This window comes from Pseudomonas sp. PS1(2021) (genome assembly GCF_020405165.1).
GTDB lineage: Bacteria > Pseudomonadota > Gammaproteobacteria > Pseudomonadales > Pseudomonadaceae > Pseudomonas > Pseudomonas aeruginosa.
In genome coordinates this window covers 3,499,454-3,516,347 of the sequence record NZ_CP084484.1, presented here as the reverse complement: position 1 = coordinate 3,516,347, position 16,894 = coordinate 3,499,454, and the positions used below count along the sequence as shown (strand labels likewise).

Below are 16,894 nucleotides of genomic sequence, written 5' to 3'. Positions count from 1 at the left end.
GCCGGCCGTTTTCGTTGTAGCGCCGAACCACTGCCGGCGTTGTCTTGCTAAGCTTCAAGTCGTTGCCGTTGCAGAGTTTTTTTCGGCTTTCCGGCAGTCGGAACGCCTGAATTTTGTAATAATTCAATCCATGACGTTCGTTCGATAGATTGCGATAATCGTAGTTCCGTCGCGCCGCGCCTGCCGGTGGCCGATGGGGCTTCGAGCTGCTGGCGATCCGGCCGCGCACCGACAACCGCGGGGAAGCACCGCCGGCCAGGCATGCCGGGGGCTCCGCCATCGAAGAGGAGTAGCCCATGATTCTGGCGCTGATCATCGCGCTGCCGTTCATGGGGGCGTTGTTGCCCCTGCTTGCCGAGCGTGGCGGCCGCACCTTGTGCGCGGCGTCCGCCGGCGTGGCGCCGCTGATCGGCCTGATCCTGTTGCTCGGACAGCGCGGCACGGTGTTCGCCGGGCAGACCCTGACCGCCAGCTATTCCTGGCTGCCGGAAATCGGCATCAACCTCAGCCTGCGCCTGGACGGCCTCGGTTTCCTCTTCGCCCTGCTGATCCTCGGCATCGGCCTGCTGGTGATCCTCTACGCCCGCTACTACCTCTCCGAACAGGAGCCGATGGGGCGTTTCTTCGCTTTCCTGCTGCTGTTCATGGGCTCCATGCTCGGCGTGGTGCTCGCGGAAAATCTCTTGCTGATGATGCTCTTCTGGGAGCTGACCAGCCTGTCCTCGTTCCTGCTCATCGGCTTCTGGGGCAGCCGTTCCGACGCCCGCAAGGGTGCGAGGATGGCCCTGACCGTTACCGGAGGGGGCGGCCTGGCGTTGCTGGCCGGGGTGCTGCTGCTCGGCCACATCGCCGGCAGCTTCGAACTCACCGAGGTCCTCGCGGCTGGCGAGCTGATCCGCGCCCACGCTCTGTATCCGCTGGTGCTGATACTGATCCTGCTCGGCGTGTTCACCAAGTCGGCGCAGTTTCCCTTCCATTTCTGGCTGCCCCACGCGATGGCGGCGCCGACCCCGGTTTCCGCGTACCTGCACTCGGCGACCATGGTCAAGGCCGGCGTATTCCTGCTGGCCCGGCTGTATCCGGCGCTGGCCGGCACCGAGTGGTTCTTCTACCTGGTCAGCCTGAGCGGCCTGGTGACGCTGTTGCTGGGGGCCGGCATGGCACTGTTCCAGCATGACCTGAAGGGGCTGCTGGCCTACTCGACGATCAGCCACCTGGGCCTGATCACCCTGCTGTTCGGCCTCGACTCCCCGCTGTCGAACGTCGCCGCGGTGTTCCACATCATCAACCACGCGACCTTCAAGGCCTCGCTGTTCATGGCCGCCGGGATCATCGACCACGAGACCGGCAGCCGCGACATGCGCCTGATCAACGGGATGTGGAAGTACCTGCCGCATACCGCGGTGCTGGCCATCGTCGCCTCCCTGGCGATGGCCGGGGTGCCGCTGCTGAACGGCTTCCTCAGCAAGGAGATGTTCTTCGGCGAAACCCTCAGCCAGAACCTGCTGGGCAGCTTCAACTGGCTGGTGCCGGCGGTGGCGACCCTGGCCGGCGTGTTCTCGGTGGCCTATTCGCTGCGTTTCATCCACGACGTGTTCTTCAACGGCGAGCCGGCCCGGTTGCCGAAGTTCCCGCCCCACGAGCCGCCGCGCTACATGAAGGTACCGGTGGAGATCCTGGTGTTCCTCTGCCTGTTGGTCGGCATGCTGCCGGCCTACACCGTGGCGCCGCTGCTGGCCGCCGCCGCCAGTGCCAGCCTTGGCGGGCAACTGCCGGAATACAGCCTGGCGATCTGGCACGGTTTCAACCTGCCATTGCTGATGAGCGTGGTGGCGCTGGTTGGCGGTGTGCTGGTCTATGTCCTGCGCAAGCCGCTGTTCAACTGGTACGCCGGGTTACCGGAGGTGGACGCCAAGCTGGTCTTCGAGCAGCAGGTGCAACGTGTGGTGGCCCTGGCCGCGCGCCTGACCGCCTGGCTGGAGAACGGGTCACTGCAGCGCTACCTGGCCTGGCTGCTGGGCGCGGCGCTGGTCGTGGTGGCGGTCGAGCTGGCACCGCTGGCGAGGCTGACCGGCTCGCGCGGCCTGACCCCGCTGGACGGTATCACCGCCCTGGGCATGCTGGTGCTGGCCTTCAGCGGCCTGGCCACGGCGCTGTTCCATCGCATGCGCCTGGTCGCGCTATTGATCCTCAGCGTCGCCGGCCTGCTGGTGGCCCTGGCCTTCGCTCGCTTCTCGGCCCCGGACCTGGCGCTGACCCAGTTGTCGGTGGAAGTGGTGACCATGGTCCTGCTGATGCTGGCGCTGTATTTCCTGCCCTCGCGCACTCCGGCGGAGTCCTCCAGCCTGCGCGGCTTGCGCGACGTGGCGCTGGCCGGCGGGGTCGGCATGCTGGTGGCGCTGCTGGCCTACGCGGTGCTGACCCGGCCCTACGAGAGCATCGCCGGATTCTTCGTCGAGAACAGCGTCTCCGGGGGCGGCGGCTACAACGTGGTCAACGTCATCCTGGTGGACTTCCGTGGTTTCGATACCCTCGGCGAGATCAGCGTGCTGGCGATCGCCGGCGTCGGCATCTACGCGATGCTCGCCGGTTTCGCCCTGCACAAGCCGACCTGCGACCCGCAGGGTCGCAACTGGGCCCACGCCAAGCACCCGCTGATCCTGGAAACCCTGTCGCGGGTGCTGCTGCCGCTGGCGTTGCTGATCTCGGTGTTCATCTTCCTGCGCGGCCACAACCTGCCGGGCGGAGGTTTCATCGCCGGCCTGGTGACTGCCATCGCCCTGGTGCTGCAGTACATCGCCAGCGGCTCGCAGTGGGTCGAGCAGCGCCTGCCGCTGAACTATGCGGCCATGGCTGGCGCCGGAGTGCTGATCGCCGGGCTCACCGGGCTCGGCAGCTGGCTGTTCGGCTATCCGTTCCTGACTTCCGCGTTCGGCCACTTCGAGTTGCCGCTGATCGGCGAGATCGAGCTGGCCACGGCGATGCTGTTCGACCTCGGCGTGTACCTCACCGTGGTCGGTGCCGCGCTGCTGATCCTGTCCTACCTCGGCAAGCTCAGCCTGATGCCTGAACCCGTCGCACAAGAGGAGGCGCTCTGATGGAAGCCCTGTTCGCCATCACCCTCGGCCTGCTCACCGCCAGCGGCGTCTACCTGCTGCTGCGGGCGAGGACTTTCCCGGTGGTGCTCGGTCTCACGCTGATCTCCTACGCGGTCAACCTGTTCCTGTTCGCCATGGGCCGGCTCGGCGGCAGCGTCGCGGTGATCGGCACTCCCGGGGAGTATGGTGATCCGTTGCCGCAGGCGCTGGTGCTGACCGCCATCGTCATCGGCTTCGCCATGACCGCCTTTGTCGTGGTCCTGGCCCTGCGTGGCCTCGGTGACCTCGGCAGCGACCACGTAGATGGACGCCCGGACGAGGAGGAGCCGCGCCCATGAGCCATTGGCTGATCCTGCCGATCCTGCTCCCCCTGTTTGCCGGCAGCCTGCTGCTGTTGCCGCTGGCCGAGCGCTGGCAGCGCGGCCTGTCGTTGCTCGCGGCGCTGGCACTGATCCCCCTGAGCCTGCTGCTGATACGTACGGCCGCCAGCGGCGACCTGAGCGTCTATGCCCTGGGCAACTGGGCCGCGCCGTTCGGCATCGTGCTCATGCTCGATCGTCTCGCCGCCCTGATGCTGCTGGCCACCGCGGTGCTCGGCAGCGCCGCGCTGATCTACGCGCTGCGTGGCGACGACCGCCTGGGCAAGCATTTCCACGCATTGTTCCAGTTCCAGCTGCTCGGTATCAACGGCGCCTTCCTGACCGGCGACCTGTTCAACCTGTTCGTGTTCTTCGAGATACTCCTGATCGCCTCCTACGCGTTGCTCCTGCATGGCGGCGGCGCGGAGCGGGTGCGCTCGGGCTTGCACTACGTGATCCTAAACCTGGTCGGCTCGGCGTTCTTCCTGATCGCCGTGGGTACCCTGTATGGCCTCACCGGCACCCTGAACATGGCCGACATGGCGCAGAAGATCGCCATGGCAGATGCCGAGCGCGCGCCGCTGCTGGCGGCAGCCGGGCTCCTGCTGCTGGTGGTGTTCGCCCTGAAGGCGGCGCTGTTGCCGCTGTACTTCTGGCTGCCGCGCGCCTATGCCGCGGCCAGCGCGCCGGTGGCGGCGCTGTTCGCGATCATGACCAAGGTCGGCATCTACTCGATCCTGCGGGTCTACACGCTGGTCTTCGGCGATGCCGCCGGCGAGCTGGCCAACCTGGCGCAGGCCTGGCTCTGGCCGCTGGCCCTGGCGACCCTCGGCCTGGGCGCGATCGGTGCCTTGGCGGCGCGGACCCTGCAAGGCCTGCTGGCCTACCTGGTGGTGGTCTCCGCCGGAACCCTCCTGGCTGGCGTGGCGTTGGGCAGCGAGCGGGCGCTGGCGGCGTCGCTGTACTACCTGCTGCACAGTACCTGGATCGCCGGTGGCCTGTTCCTGCTCGCCGACCTGGTCGCCCGCCAGCGCGGCGACAAGGCCGGCGACCTGGTCCAGGGCCCGGCGTTGCAGAATCCTCGGTTGCTCGGCGGGGCTTTCTTCATCGGCGCCATCGCCGTTGCCGGTCTGCCGCCATTGTCGGGGTTCTTCGGCAAGGTCATGCTTTTGCAGTCGGTCGCTCCCGGCAGCCAGGCGCTGGCCCTATGGAGCGTGGTACTGGGCAGCGGCCTGGTGGCGCTGGTGGCGTTGAGCCGGGCCGGCAGCACGCTGTTCTGGCGCACCGGGCATACCGTGCTCGGTAGCGCCGAACTGGACCACGGCCGCTTGTTCGCCTGCATCCTGTTGCTCTCCGCCGGCCCGTTGCTGGTGTTCGCCGCGAAGCCGCTGCTGGCCTACGTCCATGCCACCGCGGCGCAGTTGCACGACCTCGACCTGTATCGCCAGATCATCACCCGCGGAGGTGCCGCATGATCAGCCGCTCGTTGCCGCGTCCGCTTCTTCGCGTACTGCCTCATCCCGTGCTTAGTGTCCTGCTGTTGCTGGTCTGGTTGCTGCTGGTGGATTCCTTCGCCATTGGCCACTGGCTGCTCGGCGCCTTCCTCGGCGTGTGCATTCCGCTGCTGACCAACCGCCTGCTGGTCGGGCGCAGCCAGGAGTGGCATCCGTTGCTGCTGCTGAAGCTGCTGGCGCTGGTGATGTGGGACATCCTCGTCGCCAACATCCAGGTCGCCCGCCTGACCCTCGGACCGATCGAGCGCTTGCGTCCGGCCTTCGTCGAGGTGCCGATCGAGCTGGAGAACGACCTCGCCATCAGCGTGCTGGTGAGCATCGTCTCGCTGACCCCGGGGTCGGTGTCGTCGGACCTCAGCGACGACCGCAAGACCTTGCTGGTGCACGGCCTCGACGTGCCGGACAAGGCGGCGCTGATCGCCGAGATCAAGCAACGCTACGAAGCGCCGCTGAAGGAGATCTTCCCATGCTCGCTTACGTGATCCCGCTGTGCCTGGCGCTGCTCGGCCTGGCCCTGTTGCTGACCCTGGCGCGCCTGGTCAAGGGGCCGTGCCTGCCGGACCGGGCGCTGGCGCTGGACACCCTCTACGTGAACGCCATCGCCCTGCTGGTGCTGTACGGCATCTGGCGCGACAGCGACCTGTTCTTCGAGGCGGCGCTGCTGATCGCGGTGCTCGGCTTCGTCGGTACGGTGGCGGTGGCCAAATACATGCTGCGCGGAGACATCATCGAATGACTGGCGAACCCCTGAGCCTGTGGCTGGAAATCATCGTCTCGGCGTTCCTCCTGCTGGGCAGCGCCTTCGTCCTGATCGGCGCGATCGGCCTGTACCGCCTGCCGGACTTCTTCATGCGCCTGCACGGGCCGACCAAGGCCACCACCCTCGGGGTCGGCGGGGTGATCGTCGCCTCGCTGATCTATTTCTCCAACCGCCAGGCGGGCATCAGCCTGCACGAATTGCTGATCAGCCTGTTCCTCTTCATCAGCGCCCCGGTCAGCGCCTACATGCTGGCCAAGGCCGCGGTGCTGCAGCAGTTGCCGCTGGAGAAGAAGACTCGCGGCAAGCCCTGGGAGCAGTGAGGCCCGGCGCAACAGTTTTGCCCGCTTTCTGTGCCTGTCGGCGCAGCTAGCCGGCCGCCTATACTGGGAGTCCTTTTTCCGGCGCCGCGCGGCGCCCGTGGTGGAGATTCCCTTGACTCGGACGCGCTGGTTCGCCCTGGCCTGCCTGATCCTGGCGATGGCGCTGTGGGGCAGTTCGTACGTGGTGCTGAAGGTCGCTTTCCGCGAACTGCCGCCGCTCTGGGTGATCTTCGGCCGCATGGCCCTCGGTAGCCTGGTGTTCCTCGTTGCCTGGCGCTGGCGCGGACGCATCGACTACCGCCCGGGCGACTGGAAGTACCTGCTCGGCCTGGCCGTCTGCGAACCCTGCCTGTACTTCCTCTGCGAATCCTTCGCCCTGCAATACACCAGCGCGGCCCAGGCCGGGATGATCACCGCGCTGCTGCCGTTGCTGGTGGCGGTGGGGGCCTGGTTGCTGCTGCACGAACGGATCGGCCGGATGACCTGGATCGGCTTTGGCCTGGCGGTGCTCGGTTCGATCTGGCTGAGCCTCGCCGGCGAGCCCGACCTGCACGCGCCGCAGCCGCTGCTGGGCAACTTCTTCGAACTTCTCGCGATGCTCTGCGCCACCGGCTATACCCTGTTGCTGAAGCACCTTTCGGCGCGCTACTCGGCATTCGCCCTGACCGCCATGCAGGCCTTCGTCGGCACGCTGTTCTTCCTGCCGCTGGCGCTGGCCAGCGCCGACCTGCCGAGCCAGCCCAGCGCGCTGGGGATCCAGGCGGTGGTGTATCTCGGCGTGGTGGTCACGGTGGGCGCCTACGGCCTGTACAACTTCGGCGTCGGTCGACTGCCGGCCAGCCAGGCCTCGGGCTTCATCAACCTGATCCCGGTCTTCACCCTGGTATTCGCCGCGCTGTTCCTCGGCGAAACCCTCAACGGCCCGCAGATGCTCGCTGCCGGCCTGGTCTTCATCGGCGTCGCCATCAGCCAGTGGCGCAGCGCTCCGCCGCCGCCTCCGGCCGGCGTCCTGAACTGAAGGAGTTTCCATGACCGTCGACCACCGCCAATGGGCCCGCGAGGCGATCCGCATCATCGAAGCGGATTTCCAGCGCAGCGCCGATACCCATTTGATCCCCCTGGAGACTCCCGGCCTGCCTGGCGTCGAACTGTACTTCAAGGACGAGTCCAGCCACCCCACCGGCAGCCTCAAGCATCGCCTGGCGCGCTCGCTGTTCCTCTATGCGCTGTGCAACGGCTGGCTCAGGCCGGCCGCGCCGGTGATCGAGGCATCGAGCGGTTCCACGGCGATTTCCGAAGCCTATTTCGCACGCCTGCTGGGCCTGCCCTTCATCGCCGTGATGCCGGCCAGCACCTCGAAGGAAAAGATCGCCCAGATCGCCTTCTACGGCGGCCAGAGCCACCTGGTGGAGGACCCCACCCAGATCTACGCCGAGTCCGAACGCCTGGCGCGGGAGAGCGGTGGCCATTTCATGGACCAGTTCACCTATGCCGAGCGCGCCACCGACTGGCGGGCGAACAACAACATCGCCGAATCGATCTTCCAGCAGATGCGCCACGAGCCGTACCCGACCCCGACCTGGCTGATCTCCAGCCCCGGTACCGGCGGCACCCTGGCGACCCTCGGCCGCTACGTGCGCTATCGCCAGCACTGCACCCGGGTACTCTGCGCCGACGCCGAGCGTTCGGTGTTCTTCGACGCCTATGTCAGCGGCGACCGTGGCCTAACCCTGGATTGCGGTTCGCGGATCGAGGGCATCGGCCGGCCGCGGGTCGAGGCGTCCTTCCTGCCGGAAGTGATCGACGCGATGGTCAAGGTGCCGGACGCCTGGTCGCTGGCGGCCATGCATTACCTGGCCCGACGCCTGGGGCGGCGGGTCGGCGGCTCCAGCGGAACCAACCTGATCGGCGCCCTGGTGGCCGCACGGCAAATGGTCGCGGCCGGCGAGAAGGGTTCGCTGGTGGCGATTCTCTGCGACGGCGGCGAACGCTATGCGACCACCTATTACGATCCGGTCTGGCTGGCCAGGCAGGGCTATGCGCTGGAACCCCTGGTCGAGGCGCTGGCTGCCTGCATCGAGCGGAGCGTGGCGTTGCCCGACGGGCTGCTGGTGGCTGGACTTTGAAGGAGTGGATATGCACCGTTTGCGAGCTGCCGAAACCGGCGATATCGAGGCCATGACCGACCTGTTGCTGCGCCACGGGCCGAATCCCTGGAACCATTTGCCGGAGGAGGGGGTGCGTGCGCATCTGCGAGCCATCGCCGACGGCGAGGTACGTGCCGTCCTGGCCGAGCGCGACGATCGGCTGCTGGGGTTCGCCAGCTTCCGTCGCACCGAGGATTTCGCCCATTACCAGCCGCAGCGTGCCGATGCGCCGCGGGCCTACATCTGCGAGGCGGTAGTGCATCCGGCGGCGGCCGGCCAGGGGCTCGGCAGCGCGTTGCTGGAGGCGGTGCTGGCCCAACTGGCCGACGAAGGCATCGAGGACGTCTATATCGATCGTCACGAAGAGAACCTGGCGTCGGCGGGAATGATGCGCAAGGCCGGCTTCGTCGAGCTGGAAACCTACGCCGATCCGGCGCGGCGACCGAACGGCTCGGGGCGCTCGACAGTGTGCCATCGCAATCTTTCCCTCCAGCGCAGAGCCGTGCGATGAGTTTCATCCGCCTCAAGGTGCGCGCCGCCTTCATGGTCCACGGCTACGACGCGGACAACCGGGAAATCGTCGAGCAGATCGGCGAGGAACGCTTCGTCGAGAAACTGCTGCGCATCGAACGGATCCAGTCGATCAGCGAGAAATACCTGCTGGTCAGCGCCTCCCACGGGCGCGTCGCCTACTGGGAATACGAGGGCGGCCTGACGGCGCTGCGGCGGCGCCTGGAGCAGGCCGGACTGCTCTTGTAGGGAAGGGCCGCCGCTGCGCGGCCCCTCGCTTCACTTGCCCAGTGCGCCCGGATAGGCGCAGCCGCGCAGCGTCTCGCCATCGATGCGCAGTTCGGCGGAGTAGCTGCTGAAGGCGCCGCTCATGCTGTCGGTGCAGGACGACGGGGCGATCCACAATTCGACCTTCTTGCCGTTCGCCTCGCTGGAATAGCTGGTGCTGCCGTTCGGCAGTTCCTCGGCGACGTAAGGCAAGGCCAGGGTCTCGTGTTCGGGGCGGTCCAGGCGCAGGCCCTGATTGTTCACCCTGGCGCTCCAGAAGGGTTCGTTGCCGTTGGCGGCGAAGGTCAGCAGCTTGAAGTTCGGGTCGTCGCAGCCGGGGCCCTCGTTCTGCACGCGGTACAGTCGGCTGACCTCCAGCTTGCCGTCGGTACCGCGGACCTTGGCCGGTCCCATGGTGCCGCGCAGGTCGACGAACAGGCCCTGGGCGCCGTCGTCGAACAGGCTGTCGGCTTCGCGGCGCAGGCCGGTATTGGCCACGTCCTCGATGCTGAACAGGCGCTTCTCGGTACAGGGGCGGAATTGCAGCGCGCCGTTGATCTTCACCAGTTCGCCCTGGAAGCGGGTGTCTACACTGGTGCTCGGCGATTCGGGCTTCCACACCTGGCAGGCGGCGAACAAGGGGAGCAGGCTGTAGACCAGCAGACGGGCAGGGCGCATAGGGAAGACTCCATCGAAAATGCGCCCACGTTACCGAGCGTCCGGGCCTAGCTCAAGTCCGGATCGGACTTCATCGCAACCAGGGAGTCGATCGATGATCCAATGCAAGCGTGTATACGAACCGGCGTCGCCCGCCGATGGCCGGCGCGTACTGGTGGACCGGCTGTGGCCGCGCGGCATCCGCAAGGAAGCCCTGGCCATGGACGACTGGCTGAAGGACGTGGCGCCCTCCAACGAGGTGCGCAAGCAGTTCTGCCACGATCCGGCACTCTTCGACAGCTTCCGCGAACACTACCGCGCCGAGTTGCAGGCGCACCCGGAACATTGGTGGGGCCTGCTCGACAGCGCTCGGGAGGGCACCCTGACGCTGCTCTACGGCGCCCACGACCAGCAGCACAACAATGCCGTGGTGCTGGCCGAGTTCCTCGAGGAGGAGCTGGACCGCCAGCAGCCGGGCAGTTCGCCGACCTGCTACGCCGACCGCCTCTCCTGAGAAATATCGCTTACCAGATGCGGTACACCTGGCCGGTCTGCGCGCCTTCCACGCTGCGTGCGTAACCCAGCGCGGCGTCCGCCGCCGGAACCGGCTTGAAGCCACGGAAGTAGGGCGCGTAGCCGGGCAGCGCCTCGCTGACCACGGTCGGGCTGACGGCGTTGATGCGCAGGCCGCGCGGCAACTCCAGGGCTGCGCCGCGGACGAAGCCCTCGACGGCGCAGTTGACCATGCTCGCCGAACTGCCGAAGCGGATCGGCTGCTCGGCGAGCACGCCGCTGGTGAGGGTGAAGGAGCCCCCGTCGTTGGCGTACTCGCGGCCGAGCAGTACCAGGTTGACCTGGCCCATCAGCTTGTCGCGCAGGCCGAGCTGGTATTGCGCCTCGCCCATTTCCTCCAGGGCGCCGAAGTGCACCTTGCCGACCGCGGCGACCAGCGCGTCGAAGCGACCGGTTTTCTCGAACAGGGCGCGAATGGAGTCTGAGTCGCTGATGTCGACCTGGAAATCGCCGCTGCTGTTGCCTACCCGGACGATCTCGTGGCGCTCGCAGAGTTCTTTGTCGATACCCTTGCCAAGGGTGCCGCTGGCGCCGATCAGGATGATTTTCATACAGGCCTCTCGTTGAGTGAAGGTGAGTGGTTTCCAGTGTAGAGTCGCTTTTGCCATGGATAATCCTGTCAATCGACAACCTACCGTTTTCATAGGGAAACAATCGTGAAGGACCTGGACGATCTCGCCGCCTTCGCCGTACTCCACGACCTGGGCAGTTTCACCCGCGCCGCCGAGCGTCTCGGTTGCAGCAAGGGCCAACTGTCGAAGCGCATTGGCGTCCTCGAGCAGAAGCTCGGCGTGACCCTCTTGCACCGCACCACCCGCCGTCTTTCGCTGACCGCCGCCGGCGCCGCGCTGCTGCCCGAGGCGCAGGCCTTGCTGGTGCAGGCCGAGCGCGCGCGGCAGGCGGTGGCGCGCTTGCAGGAGCGAGCGGAAGGACGGGTGCGGGTGACCCTCCCGGTCTCGCTGGGCGAGACCCTGTTCGATGCACTGCTGGAGGACTTCCAGGAACGCCATCCGCTGCTGCGCGTCGAGCTGGACCTGTACAACGGCCTGCGCGACCTGGTTGGTGAGGGCTTCGACCTGGCGATTCGCTCTGGGGTCGAGCAGGACGCCCGGCTGGTGGCGCGGCCGCTGTTCGTCCTGCAGGAAATCACCTGCGCCAGTCCTGCCTACCTGGCGCGACACGGCGAGCCGCAACGCCCGGCCGAGCTGGCCGAGCGCGAGTGCCTGCTGAACTCGCACTACAGCGGCCACGAGGAGTGGCTCTATCACCGCCACCATCGGCTGGAGCGGGTACGGGTTGCCGGCTTTCTCGCCAGCAACCACTACAGCCTGTTGAAGAAAGCCGCGCTGGCCGGCACCGGCATCGCCCGGCTGCCGTCATACATGGTCCACGACGAACTGGGCGACGGCCGCCTGGCCTGGTTGCTGCGCGACTACCAGACGCGCAGCACGCCGATGTTCCTCGTCCATCCGTTCCAGGGCGGCCTGCCGCGGCGCACCCAGGTACTCGCCGATTACCTGCTCGACTGGTTCGAGCGCAGCCGGCGACAATTGATCGGCCTGGAGGGTTGAACATTTCGCCGCGACGCGGCTCTATTGCACTCCGGGCCGCTTCCATGCGGCCTGAAGCTCATCGCGGGCACGTCGTTGCACAAGGAACGTGACGGAACGTGGCAGAATCCCGCACCGGACCGCTCGCGTGCGAGCGGACGCCATTCATCGAACGCTTGGATAGGGACATGCAAAGCAGCTTTCCGCAATCGAACACTCCCCAGATCCGTCGCGCCGGAGTCGACCTCAACGGCGTGATGTCGGTGCTCAGCAAGCACCTCTATTCCACGCCCACCGTGGCGTTGCGCGAGCTGGTGCAGAACGCCCACGACTCGATCCTCCGTCGCCGCCTGGAGCAGCCCGACTGGCAAGGGCCGTCGCGAATCGAGGTGATCGGCGACAGTGCCAGCAACACCGTGCGCATCGTCGACACCGGCGCCGGGCTCACCGAGCACGAAATCCACGCCTACCTGGCCACCGTCGGCGTCGGCTACACCCGTGGACTGCGCCAGTCCGGCCACGAGGACAGCGGGCTGATCGGCATGTTCGGCCTGGGCTTCCTCTCCGCTTTCGTCCTGGCCCGCCGGGTCAGCGTGCGGACCACGTCCTACCAGCAGCCGGAACTGGGCTTCTGCTACGTCTCCAGCAACGCCGAGCAATACAGCGTGACGCCGATGCCGGCGCGCCTGGTGGGTACCGAGATCACCCTCGAACTGCAGGACGAATACAGTGCGCTGACCCAGGCCGCGCGCCTGCGCGAGATCCTCGAACGCTACTGCGTGCTGCTGCGCGAGCCGATCCACGTCGGCGGCGACGCCCAGTCGATCAACCCGGAGCCGCCGCCGTGGCGGCTGGCCGCCGACGCCGCGCTGCACCCGCTGCAACGGCAGCGCCGCGACCTGGAGTTCGCCGCGCGTTTCGAACATGACTTCGAACCGATCTGCTGCCTGCCGGTGCGCCCGGACGAGCGGGTCGACGTGCAGGGCCTGCTGTGGATCCAGGACGGCGGCACCTATGGCACCAGCGACAACCGCAATCTCTCGGTATTCCTTCGCGGCATGCTGCTCGACGATGACGCCCGCGACCTGCTGCCGTCCTGGGCCGGGTTCGTCGGCGGGGTGATCGAGTCGAACCGCCTGACGCCCACCGCCAGCCGCGAGGACCTGCAGCGTGACGACCATTACGCGGCGATCCAGCATGCGCTGGCCGAGGCGCTGATCGCCGGGCTCGGCGAGGTGGCGCGGCAGCAGCCGGAGGCCTGGCGGCGGGTCCTGCTGCGGCACAACGAGGCCCTGCTGGGAGCGGCGTTGTGCGACGAGCGTCTGTTCGCGCTGATGATGGACAGCCTGCGCGTACCCACCTCCCAGGGCGACCTCCCGGCTTCCGAACTCCTTTCGCGCGGAGCGGTGCATGTGCTGCTGGACAACGACAGCGGCTTCGAGGAAATGCTGTTCCGTGCCATGGGCGTACCGGTGGCCCATGGCAATCGCTATGCGGTAGTACCCTTCCTCCGTCGCTGGGCGCAGGCCAAGGGGATGCGCTTGGTGGAGCTGGGCACCGAGCAGGGCAACCGCCAGTTGTTCCGCCTCGACCGACTGCCCGAGCGCGAGACCGGCTGGCTGGCCGAACACCTGGGCGGCGCCGAGGAGCAACTGGTGATCGCCCGCTTCAGCCCCGAGGAATTGCCGCTTGTGGTGGTGCCCGACCGCGACGCCGAACTCAAGCGGCGACTGGAGGACGACGAGGCCGACAAGCGTATTTCCACCGCGGCGTTGCGCCTGGCTCGGCAGTTCACCCGCAAGCTCGACAATCGCCAGCCGAGCCGGCTCTACGTCAACCTCGACAATCCGGCGGTGCAGGCGCTGCTCGCGGCCGTCGGCGAGGAACGCGACGAAGCGGCCCATGCGGCGTTGCTGCTGCGCTCGTTCAAAGTGATCATCGCCGGACAGGGACGCGGCCAGCCCGCGACCTCGCTGAACCAGGCCCTGGCCGGACTCGCCGATTCGGTGAAGCGCCTGCTGGGGCAATAAGAAAATTCGCAACACGCCTGATGGAGACTGAAGCATATGGATATCTGGAACTGGGTGGAGAAGCTCCGCGCCGACCTGCGTGAGGCCGGCCAGGAGCAGAGTGCGCGGCTGATCGACGAACTCACCGCGTACGTCTGCGACCTCGAGGTGGAGCGCGCCGAGGCGCTGTTGCCGGAGGTCAAGGCGCTGAGCCGGACGTTGAACAACCCGTGGCTGGAAATCTTCGTCCGCCACTGGGAAATGCGTAACCGGGTCGGCAACCAACTGGAGGGTGAGACCGCCCTGGCCGACGCCGTTTCCCTGTTCGAACTGGCCAACCGCGACGACACCCAGGCCTGCCCGCAGTCGGTCTGCGTGACCCAGGACCTGGCGTCGTGCTACGCCAACGTCGACGGCCCGGGCTGGGTGGAGGAACGCATCGAGGTGTGCGACGAGACCCTGGCGCGGATCGACCCGACCTGGGCCTGCTTCCACTGTCTGAGCAACGAGAAGGCCGAGGCGCTGCTCGACGACGGGCGCGGCGAAGATGCCCTGGCCTTCCTGGCCGAACAGGAGAAGAAGATCCTCGCCGCCGGCGAGGAGGTATTCGACAGCCTCCTGGAGATGCGCGTGGCGATCCTGCTGAACCTGGGGCGCGCGGAACAGGCGCTGGCCCTGATCGGCGAGATGGAGGAGAAGGTCGAGGGCGCGGAGTGGAACAACATCAGCCAGCCGCGGCGTCTGTACAAGGCCCACGGCCTGGCGTTGCTGGGGCGCGACGAGGAGGCCCTGGAGGTGCTGCTGCCGTTCTCCGAGATTGCCCCGCGCTATCGTACGATCTGGCTGCGCGCCGTCTACCTGCTGCTGCAACGGACCCCTGAGCGCAACACCTGGGACTTCGGCGGGCGCCTGCAGCAGATGCTCGAACACTACTCGCAGAAGGGCGCGCACCGGGTGGTCATCGATGTTGCCAGCCAGGCCATCCGCCTCGCGTTGCAACGCGGTTCGGTATGGAGCGCCAGGCGCCACCTGGCGCTGGCCGAACAGCATGCTCAACAGTTGCAGCGCGATCGGGGCGCCAGCCAGTTGCTAGCCGGGTTGAGGGAGGAGATCGATGCCGCGCCGCAGCAGCAGGAGCTGCCGGTGCCGGCTGCGGAGTTGCTCGACTGGCTGGCTGCGCAGGGCAGCGAAGACGCGCCGCGCAACCCGGAGAAAGAAGTGCAGTGGCTGCTCCAGGCGCTGGCCGAGCGGCCCGACGACACCGCCTTGCGCGAAGTGGCCGCCTCGGCGCTACAGGCCTGCTCCGCCGACGACGAGGCCATCGACCTGCTCTGGGAGTACGTCGAGCGCCACACCGACGAGGAGCAGCAACTGGCCTACTACCTGCTCAATGCCTTGCTGGCCCGCGGCGAGTACGACCAGGTCAAGCGCCTCGGCCGGCTCTACGCCGACAGCGTGCCGCTGATCGCGCTGTGGAGCGAAGTCAAGCTGGCCGAGAAACTCAACGACTGGCCGGAGCTGGAGCGCGCCTGCCAATCGGTGCTGGAAATTTCTCCCGGCTCGCTGGGAGCCCACAGCCTGCTGGGTAAGGCGCTGATGGAGCAGGATCGCTTCGCCGAGGCGGCGCTGGCCTACCAGCGTCTGGCCGGCAAGCTGGAGGAGCCGCAGTCGGTGCAGTGGGACCAGATGACCGCCGCCAGCGCCGCGCGCGACTGGACGATGCTGCGCGAGGTCGCTGCCGGCATGGGCATGGAGTTCGCCGCCGGCGACGGACCGATCGAGGAAGACTGGGGCTGGGTGATCGTCCGCTACATCGAGGATGGCGAAGCGCTCGACTACTACGCCCGGCGCACCGGCCCGGTGACCGCGCGGGTCCTCGAGAACGCGCCGGGCAATCGCAGCCAGCGGGTCGGTGACTGGGTGGTGTTCGACGCCGGCCTGATCTATCCGGCTCCGGAAGACGAGGAGGAGCGCAAGCGTTTCGTTCCCACCTATGCGGTGGTGCACGTCCTCGAGAGCGGTGGTTACTCGCCGAGCTGGCTGGTGGACGGCGTCTATCCGGGCGACGAGGCCTTCGACGCCTTCCGCGAAACGCTCGACGCGCGCGGCTGGAAGGTCTGGGTGCACAGCAACCGCGACTACCAGGTCACCGATGCCAGCAGCGGCGAGGAACTGCGGGCGATCTACTTCACCGTCGCGACACCCGCGCAGCAGGCGCCGCGCGACCTGCACCAGGCGTTGCAGGAGGCCACCGGGCAATGGCCGCACCGCATGTGCTGGCTGCGCCTGGCGGAAGCGGCGGAGGTCGACACCCAGCCGCACCTGGACGCTATCGAGCGCTACGGCCTGTAGCCGGTACGCCTCGGCATAAAAAAACGGCCCGTGAGGGCCGTTTTCGTATGCGCTGAAGTCTCCGGCGGGACGGTGCTCAGCCGCCGAGGTAGGCGTCGCGCACCTTCGGGTTGGTCAGCAGGGCGGCGCCGGTGTCGTGCATGACGATCCGGCCGTTCTCCAGCACGTAGGCGCGATCGGCGAGCTTCAACGCCTGGTTGGCGTTCTGCTCGACGAGGAACACGGTGACGCCTTCGCGACGCAACTGCTCGATGATCTCGAAGATCTGCTGGATGATGATCGGCGCCAGGCCGAGCGAAGGTTCGTCCAACAGCAACAGCTTTGGCTTGCTCATCAGCGCGCGGCCGATGGCGAGCATCTGCTGTTCGCCGCCGGACATGGTCCCGGCGCGCTGTTCGTAGCGTTCCTTCAGGCGCGGGAAGAGTTCCAGCACCTTGTCCATCTGCACCTGGTAGTCGTCCTTGTCGGTGAAGAAGCCGCCCATCGCCAGGTTTTCTTCCACCGTCAGGCGGGAGAAGACCCGGCGGCCTTCCGGGACCACCGCGATGCTCTTGCGCATGATGGTGGAGGAGGGCAGGCCGACCAGTTCCTCGCCTTCGTAGCGGATGCTGCCGCTGGCCGCCTGCGGCGAGCCGCAGAGCGTCATCAGCAGGGTCGACTTGCCGGCGCCGTTGGCGCCGATCAGGGTGACGATCTCGCCCTTCTTCACTTCCACGCTGACGTCGTGCAGCGCCTGGATCTTGCCGTAGTAGGTGGAAACCTTGTCGAAACTCAGCAT

17 protein-coding genes are annotated in these 16,894 nt (G+C 67.1%); 14 read left to right on the top strand and 3 right to left on the bottom strand.

Annotated features, from left to right (window positions below; translation table 11 throughout):
• Positions 1-296 precede the first annotated feature (296 nt).
• The 10 genes from LE197_RS16795 to LE197_RS16750 all read left to right on the top strand — a co-directional run bounded on the left by LE197_RS16795 (position 297) and on the right by LE197_RS16750 (position 8,957).
• Entirely contained in the window at positions 297-3,098 is a 2,802-nt protein-coding gene (locus LE197_RS16795; RefSeq protein WP_003082059.1) for a monovalent cation/H+ antiporter subunit A, read from the top strand.
• Entirely contained in the window at positions 3,098-3,436 is a 339-nt protein-coding gene (locus LE197_RS16790) for a Na+/H+ antiporter subunit C (protein ID WP_003082068.1), read from the top strand. The genes LE197_RS16795 and LE197_RS16790 overlap by 1 nt, the downstream gene beginning before the upstream one ends.
• Complete coding sequence (locus tag LE197_RS16785; protein ID WP_023109084.1) at positions 3,433-4,932, top strand: monovalent cation/H+ antiporter subunit D; 1,500 nt, start codon at positions 3,433-3,435, stop codon at positions 4,930-4,932. Before LE197_RS16790 ends, LE197_RS16785 begins: the two co-directional genes overlap by 4 nt.
• Positions 4,929-5,453 carry a Na+/H+ antiporter subunit E gene (locus tag LE197_RS16780; protein WP_003082074.1) on the top strand — a complete coding sequence of 175 codons (525 nt, stop codon included), beginning with the start codon at positions 4,929-4,931 and terminating at the stop codon, positions 5,451-5,453. Before LE197_RS16785 ends, LE197_RS16780 begins: the two co-directional genes overlap by 4 nt.
• Complete coding sequence (locus LE197_RS16775; protein ID WP_003082079.1) at positions 5,438-5,707, top strand: K+/H+ antiporter subunit F; 270 nt, start codon at positions 5,438-5,440, stop codon at positions 5,705-5,707. Before LE197_RS16780 ends, LE197_RS16775 begins: the two co-directional genes overlap by 16 nt.
• Positions 5,704-6,051, top strand: a complete 348-nt coding sequence (locus LE197_RS16770) for a Na+/H+ antiporter subunit G (protein WP_003082083.1) — start codon at positions 5,704-5,706, stop codon at positions 6,049-6,051. The genes LE197_RS16775 and LE197_RS16770 overlap by 4 nt, the downstream gene beginning before the upstream one ends.
• A gap of 112 nt (positions 6,052-6,163) precedes the next feature.
• Entirely contained in the window at positions 6,164-7,069 is a 906-nt protein-coding gene (locus LE197_RS16765; protein ID WP_003082086.1) for a DMT family transporter, read from the top strand.
• A gap of 10 nt (positions 7,070-7,079) precedes the next feature.
• Complete coding sequence (locus LE197_RS16760) at positions 7,080-8,177, top strand: PLP-dependent cysteine synthase family protein (RefSeq protein WP_023109083.1); 1,098 nt, start codon at positions 7,080-7,082, stop codon at positions 8,175-8,177.
• 10 nt (positions 8,178-8,187) lie between these two features.
• Positions 8,188-8,709 (top strand): GNAT family N-acetyltransferase, encoded by a 522-nt coding sequence (locus tag LE197_RS16755; RefSeq protein WP_003082093.1) that lies wholly within the window; start codon positions 8,188-8,190, stop codon positions 8,707-8,709.
• Positions 8,706-8,957 (top strand): hypothetical protein, encoded by a 252-nt coding sequence (locus LE197_RS16750; protein WP_003082096.1) that lies wholly within the window; start codon positions 8,706-8,708, stop codon positions 8,955-8,957. Before LE197_RS16755 ends, LE197_RS16750 begins: the two co-directional genes overlap by 4 nt.
• A 30-nt stretch (positions 8,958-8,987) precedes the next feature.
• Here LE197_RS16750 and LE197_RS16745 read toward each other — a convergent pair whose 3' ends face one another.
• The gene (locus LE197_RS16745; RefSeq protein ID WP_003082099.1) at positions 8,988-9,653 is read right to left on the bottom strand and encodes a COG3650 family protein; all 666 of its coding nucleotides are present in this window, start codon (positions 9,651-9,653) and stop codon (positions 8,988-8,990) included.
• Between the two features lie 94 nt (positions 9,654-9,747).
• On the opposite strand from LE197_RS16745, the gene LE197_RS16740 reads away from it, so the two are divergent.
• Positions 9,748-10,146 (top strand): DUF488 domain-containing protein, encoded by a 399-nt coding sequence (locus LE197_RS16740; protein ID WP_003116310.1) that lies wholly within the window; start codon positions 9,748-9,750, stop codon positions 10,144-10,146.
• A gap of 10 nt (positions 10,147-10,156) precedes the next feature.
• Here the strand turns inward: LE197_RS16740 and LE197_RS16735 are convergent, their stop codons facing one another.
• Entirely contained in the window at positions 10,157-10,756 is a 600-nt protein-coding gene (locus LE197_RS16735) for a short chain dehydrogenase (protein WP_010792069.1), read from the bottom strand.
• A gap of 105 nt (positions 10,757-10,861) precedes the next feature.
• Here LE197_RS16735 and LE197_RS16730 point away from each other — a divergent pair, with 105 nt between their 5' ends.
• The 3 genes from LE197_RS16730 (at position 10,862) to LE197_RS16720 (ending at position 16,116) form a co-directional block, all read left to right on the top strand.
• Positions 10,862-11,776 (top strand): LysR family transcriptional regulator, encoded by a 915-nt coding sequence (locus LE197_RS16730; RefSeq protein WP_003082110.1) that lies wholly within the window; start codon positions 10,862-10,864, stop codon positions 11,774-11,776.
• A 98-nt stretch (positions 11,777-11,874) separates the two neighbouring features.
• A complete protein-coding gene (locus tag LE197_RS16725; protein ID WP_073666631.1) occupies positions 11,875-13,785 on the top strand; it encodes an ATP-binding protein in 1,911 nt (636 codons plus the stop codon).
• 36 nt (positions 13,786-13,821) lie between these two features.
• Positions 13,822-16,116 (top strand): hypothetical protein, encoded by a 2,295-nt coding sequence (locus LE197_RS16720; RefSeq protein WP_023109081.1) that lies wholly within the window; start codon positions 13,822-13,824, stop codon positions 16,114-16,116.
• Between the two features lie 76 nt (positions 16,117-16,192).
• Here the strand turns inward: LE197_RS16720 and LE197_RS16715 are convergent, their stop codons facing one another.
• On the bottom strand, positions 16,193-16,894 hold the full coding sequence (locus tag LE197_RS16715) for an ABC transporter ATP-binding protein (RefSeq protein WP_003086389.1): 702 nt from the start codon (positions 16,892-16,894) through the stop codon (positions 16,193-16,195).

Bases quoted from the DNA above. Each gene is read 5' to 3' on its own strand.
- LE197_RS16790 (WP_003082068.1), top strand. From the start codon at position 3,098: ATGGAAGCCCTGTTCGCCATCACCCTCGGCCTGCTCACCGCCAGCGGC.
- LE197_RS16760 (WP_023109083.1), top strand. From the start codon at position 7,080: ATGACCGTCGACCACCGCCAATGGGCCCGCGAGGCGATCCGCATCATC.
- LE197_RS16770 (WP_003082083.1), top strand. From the start codon at position 5,704: ATGACTGGCGAACCCCTGAGCCTGTGGCTGGAAATCATCGTCTCGGCG.
- LE197_RS16775 (WP_003082079.1), top strand. From the start codon at position 5,438: ATGCTCGCTTACGTGATCCCGCTGTGCCTGGCGCTGCTCGGCCTGGCC.
- LE197_RS16715 (WP_003086389.1), bottom strand. From the start codon at position 16,894: ATGCTGAGTTTCGACAAGGTTTCCACCTACTACGGCAAGATCCAGGCG.
- LE197_RS16755 (WP_003082093.1), top strand. From the start codon at position 8,188: ATGCACCGTTTGCGAGCTGCCGAAACCGGCGATATCGAGGCCATGACC.
- LE197_RS16740 (WP_003116310.1), top strand. From the start codon at position 9,748: ATGATCCAATGCAAGCGTGTATACGAACCGGCGTCGCCCGCCGATGGC.
- LE197_RS16750 (WP_003082096.1), top strand. From the start codon at position 8,706: ATGAGTTTCATCCGCCTCAAGGTGCGCGCCGCCTTCATGGTCCACGGC.
- LE197_RS16735 (WP_010792069.1), bottom strand. From the start codon at position 10,756: ATGAAAATCATCCTGATCGGCGCCAGCGGCACCCTTGGCAAGGGTATC.
- LE197_RS16745 (WP_003082099.1), bottom strand. From the start codon at position 9,653: ATGCGCCCTGCCCGTCTGCTGGTCTACAGCCTGCTCCCCTTGTTCGCC.
- LE197_RS16720 (WP_023109081.1), top strand. From the start codon at position 13,822: ATGGATATCTGGAACTGGGTGGAGAAGCTCCGCGCCGACCTGCGTGAG.
- LE197_RS16795 (WP_003082059.1), top strand. From the start codon at position 297: ATGATTCTGGCGCTGATCATCGCGCTGCCGTTCATGGGGGCGTTGTTG.
- LE197_RS16780 (WP_003082074.1), top strand. From the start codon at position 4,929: ATGATCAGCCGCTCGTTGCCGCGTCCGCTTCTTCGCGTACTGCCTCAT.
- LE197_RS16785 (WP_023109084.1), top strand. From the start codon at position 3,433: ATGAGCCATTGGCTGATCCTGCCGATCCTGCTCCCCCTGTTTGCCGGC.